Source organism: uncultured Marinobacter sp., from assembly GCF_963974375.1.
Taxonomy (GTDB): Bacteria; Pseudomonadota; Gammaproteobacteria; order Pseudomonadales; family Oleiphilaceae; genus Marinobacter.
The window spans coordinates 1-4,623 of record NZ_CAXBDN010000310.1; the positions used below are offsets into that span (position 1 = coordinate 1).

At 59.3% G+C, this 4,623-nt stretch carries 4 protein-coding genes and 1 pseudogene; 4 read left to right on the forward strand and 1 reads right to left on the reverse strand.

The genetic code is table 11. The features are described 5' to 3' along the window. From AAC035_RS18890 to AAC035_RS18905, 4 genes and pseudogenes are all read left to right on the forward strand, one after another. Positions 1 to 710: pseudogene (locus tag AAC035_RS18890) on the forward strand (NAD-glutamate dehydrogenase); the annotation flags it as partial. 116 nt (positions 711 to 826) lie between these two features. Next, complete coding sequence (gene can / locus AAC035_RS18895; RefSeq protein ID WP_339806659.1) at positions 827 to 1,504, forward strand: carbonate dehydratase; 678 nt, start codon at positions 827 to 829, stop codon at positions 1,502 to 1,504. Beyond that, positions 1,504 to 2,535, forward strand: a complete 1,032-nt coding sequence (locus tag AAC035_RS18900) for a class I SAM-dependent methyltransferase (RefSeq protein WP_339806660.1) — start codon at positions 1,504 to 1,506, stop codon at positions 2,533 to 2,535. The genes can and AAC035_RS18900 overlap by 1 nt, the downstream gene beginning before the upstream one ends. A gap of 10 nt (positions 2,536 to 2,545) precedes the next feature. After that, the gene (locus AAC035_RS18905) at positions 2,546 to 3,712 is read left to right on the forward strand and encodes a methyltransferase (RefSeq protein WP_339806661.1); all 1,167 of its coding nucleotides are present in this window, start codon (positions 2,546 to 2,548) and stop codon (positions 3,710 to 3,712) included. A gap of 6 nt (positions 3,713 to 3,718) precedes the next feature. Here the strand turns inward: AAC035_RS18905 and AAC035_RS18910 are convergent, their stop codons facing one another. Beyond that, positions 3,719 to 4,342, reverse strand: coding sequence for a riboflavin synthase subunit alpha (locus tag AAC035_RS18910; RefSeq protein WP_339806662.1), 624 nt, complete (start codon positions 4,340 to 4,342; stop codon positions 3,719 to 3,721). Positions 4,343 to 4,623 lie beyond the last annotated feature (281 nt).

Consider the following 4,623-nt stretch of genomic DNA (forward strand, 5'->3'; position numbering starts at 1 on the left):
GGTTGCCGGCAGAGCTGCAGATCCAGCTGATGAACGATCTGATGCGGCTGATCCGTCGTGCCGTGCGCTGGTTGTTGCGCAATCGTCGCAGTGAGCTGAACATCCAGAATCATCTGGACCGGTTTACCGACAACATCGGTGATATTGCCGGCAATCTTGCGGACTTTCTTGGCGCGGGTGCTGAAAAAGAATGGAAAGCCCAGTACCAGAAGCTGGAGAAACTCGGTGTGCCCGGTGATCTGGCGGCAGTCGTCTCGGGCAGCAGTCATCTTTACTCGGCCCTGGGTATCATTGAGGTCCATGAAAGTGTCGGGGTGCCACTGAAAACCGTGGCCAACCTCTACTTCACCCTGGGGGAACAGCTGGAGCTGAACTGGTTTGGCAACGCCATTGCGGCGCTGGTGCCGAGCTCACACTGGCAGGCGCTGGCCCGGGAGAGCTTCAGAGAGGATCTGCACTGGCAGCAACGGGCACTGACCACCGGGGTTCTTAAAATGGCGGAAAACCCGGGAGCACTGGAAACCTGTGTCGGGCTGTGGATGAGTCAGCATGAGGTCATGATAGCCCGTTGGCGCAGCATGCTCGAGGAACTCAAGGCAACCCGTGAGCCCGAATATGCAATGTTTTCGGTGGCGCTCAGGGAGTTGCTGGATCTTGCCCAGAGTACGCTGCACACGCCGCTGTCGCAGGAGGACACGGCAAGCGGTTGATCAGACGCCTGTTTATATCGATCGCCTCTTGCGATAAAGCGTCAAATACCGTTCAATCTGCGCGGCATGGTCGGGCCAGCCCCTGCCACCGGATTCTGAACAAATGGAGCAGATGAATGAGTGGACTGGAATCGTTGTTACAGAAAAACCAGCAATGGGCGGACAACATCAAGCAGGGCGATCCTGATTTCTTTCGTCGTTTGTCCAACCAGCAGGCGCCGGAATATCTCTGGATCGGCTGCGCAGACAGCCGGGTGCCGGCCAACCAGATAGTTGACATGATGCCCGGTGAGCTGTTTGTGCACCGGAATGTAGCCAACGTGGTGGTCCATACTGATTTCAATTGTTTGTCGGTCCTCCAGTTTGCGGTTGAGGTACTGAAGGTCAAACACGTGCTGGTGGTGGGCCACTACAGTTGCGGTGGTGTCAGGGCCGCCCTGACCAACCAGGGATTTGGTCTGATCAGCAACTGGTTGCGTCATGTTCAGGACGTCCGGGACAAGTATCAGGACGTACTCGCAACCCTGCCCTCAGAGCAGGATCAGCTGGACCGTCTTTGTGAGTTCAATGTGGTGGAACAGGTGGGTCATGTCTGCCAGAACTCCATTGTGCAGAATGCCTGGGACCGGGGCCAGCCACTTTCCGTGAACGGGTTTATCTATGACGTTGCCGATGGCGTGCTCCGTGATCTCGGGTTGAGCATCAACGGCGAGAACGAACGCGTCGCCATTCAACAGCGCAGTATCGATGAGCTGATTGCCCGGCCGGTTCGCTCCGGCCGGAGTCCCCGTTGATGACGGCATTAACCAATGCCAGTCAGGCACTGTTGCGAAACCGTGATTTACTGCAGGGCCGGGTTGGCTTTATTGGCCTGACTGGTCCCGGATTGCTGGCGGAGCTGTCCTTCAGCGAGTCCCCGCTGGTGATCTGTGAACACGCAGGCACGTTTGCCAGGTTACAGGCCGCAGATCGCTGCCAGCCGGTGTTTGGCTACCGCGCAGACTGTCCCGGGTCACTGGATACCGTGGTGTTGTTCGTGCCCAAGGCAAAAGCTGCCCTGACCATGCAGCTGGCGCTGGCGGCAAGTCTGCTGACCCGGGGCGGCGGGTTGGTTGTTGTGGGTGAGAAAAAGGAAGGCATTGCCGGCGCGGTCAGACAACTGCAGGCCATTGCCCCGGATGCCAGCAAGCAGGACAGCGCCCGTCATTGTCAGGTATGGCTGGCCCACCCACCACAGACCGGTCAGCCATTTGTCGCCGAACAGTGGCTGAGCTGGCACCAGGCCGAGGTTGCCGGGACCGACATTCCGGTTGCCGACTTCCCCGGAATTTTCAGTGCGGGCAGGCTCGATGAAGGCACCCGGCGCTTGCTGGCAACGTTGGCGGAGCAGCCACCGCGGGGGGCGGTGCTGGATTTTGCCTGTGGTTCCGGCGTCATCGGTGCCTGGCTGCAAACCCGCTATCCGGATCTGGGCCCTGTGGATGGCGTTGATGTCCAGGCCCAGGCTATTGATTGCGCCCGTCAGACCTATGCCCGCAACAGTGCGAGTGGCGAACTGGTGGCCAGTGACGGTTTGCCGGCAGAGCTGGGTTACTATCGATCCATTATCACCAATCCTCCGTTCCATACCGGCGTGCGCACCGACACCTCCATGACCGAGACCTTTCTCCGGCAAGTACGGGCGCATCTGTTGCCCGGAGGCGAATTGCGGCTGGTTGCCAACCGATTCCTGCCTTATGTGTCATTGCTGGAGGAGGGGGTCGGTCCGGTCAGGATTCTGGCTGAGGATGGCCGCTTTGTGGTGTATCAGGCCCGGCGGGCATGAGGCCTGAATAATGTCTGATCAGGCACTGGTTACCTCTCGGAGTGTGTTGCAGATCCGGCGTCATCATCCCGGAGGACGCTCTTTGCGAGCCTGGGATGCCGCCGATGAGCAACTGATCGAAGAAGCGCTGACGCGGCTGGTCCCGGGGCAGCGGATTGTCGTGATGGATGACAGCCATGGCGCCCTGAGTCTTGGCCTGCACTCGTTGGCGCCCCGGGTGCTGGCGGACAGCGCGGGACTGGCAGACGCTCTGTCCGTCAACGCACAAGCCAACAAGCTGCCGGTTCCGGAACTCAACAGCTGGTGCGATCAGACCCTGTGGCACCCCCGGGGTGGTGGCGGTCTGGAAGCGGCAACCCTGGATGCCGTCATATTCAAGGTGCCAAGGCAGCTGGATTACCTGGAGATGCTGCTGCGTTGGGCCAATAGCCGGCTGAAACCCGGCGGGTTGTTGCTGACCGGCGGTATGATCAAACACCTGCCGTCCCGGAGTGTGCGGCTTTACCAGAAACTGGTGGAAACCGAACAGGTCCTGCCGGCGAAGAAGAAAGCCAGGCTGGTGGCTTGCCACCCTGGCACGGATGCCCTCGAGCACTGGAACGGGTTGTGGCGAGGCTACCGCTTGCCCAGCGGACTGAACCTGCAGGCTTTGCCGGCGGTATTTGGCCGGGAAACCCTCGACAGTGGGGCCGGGCTGCTGCTACCGGTCATTGCTGACGCGGTCAGGGATCTGTCTCCCGGGATACGGGTTCTGGATCTGGCCTGCGGTAATGGCGTACTGGGGCTGTCGGCACTGCAGGTCAACAGCGGCCTGGCGCTGACCTTCGCGGATATCTCATCCCAGGCCATTGTCAGTGTCAGCCGTAACCTTGAGCAGTTGCAGACGGCCGAAACGTCACCAGATGCGGGTTTTTTCCACAGCGATGGCGTACCTGCCGGCGCCGGAAAGTTTGACCTTGTGTTGCTGAACCCGCCGTTTCACGAAGGTGGTGCGGTCGGTGATCACATCGCCCTGCGGTTGTTTGCCGACGTTGCTGCGAGCCTTGCTCCGGGTGGTCGTATGTTGATGGTGGGCAATCGCCACCTGGGGTACCACCAGAGCCTTCAGCGCAGCTTCAGCTCGGTCCGCCAGCTGGCTGCCGACCCCAGGTTTGTGGTGTTTGAAGCGTCGGCCTGACCACGTTCAGGCTCCAGGATCCGGCGGCCGGTTGTAGCCCATTCGTGCCAGGGTATCGACAATGGTCTGGGTCTGGCTGTCTACCTCGATATTGACCTGATCGTCCTCAACGATGTGCTGGAAAGTGGTCGCCCTCAGGGTTTCTGGAATCAGATGCACATTGAAACGATTGCCGCTGACTTCCCCGATGGTCAGGCTGGCGCCGTTCACCGCAATATACCCTTTCGGGAACAGATAGCGTTGCCAGTGTGCCGGCACCTCAAATGTCAGGGTCCGGTTGTTTTCCGGAGTTTCGACCGACACCACCTTTGCGGTGGTATGAATATGGCCGGAGAGCAAATGACCGCCGATTTCATCACCGATTCGTGCTGCCCGTTCAAAATTCACCTGGTCCCCGATCTGCAACGATCCCAGTGTGGTCAGCTTCAGGGTTTCCTGCATCGCATCAAACAACAGGCAGTTTCCCTGCTGTTCCGTAACCGTGAGGCAGGTGCCATCAAGAGCAACCGAGGCACCGATGCTGACGCTGTCAAGCATGGCTTCCGGGAAGCGGACGGTGTAGGTGGTCAGCCCGGGTCTGGCATCCAGTTTGTCGATGATCGCAATTCCCTGAACAATACCGGTGAACATGCTGTCTCCTGCCTTGATGAGCTGAGTGTGTGGGTGGCTTCCGCAAGTTTAACGGCGGCCCGGTTACGTATCAAAACGTTTTGTAATTCAAGATATTTGACGTTCGGGCGATATACTCGAAAGACACTGTACGAGTTTGATGACTGTGTGACTCGTACATCACCTTACCCGTTTACGAAGCCGGTACGGTTTTGGGGCATTGCTGACAATGGCTGAGACGACCACCAAGAAGACACCAGGAGGCAGCGGCACCGCTGGTCCGGTGCTGCGCCCTGGTCGCC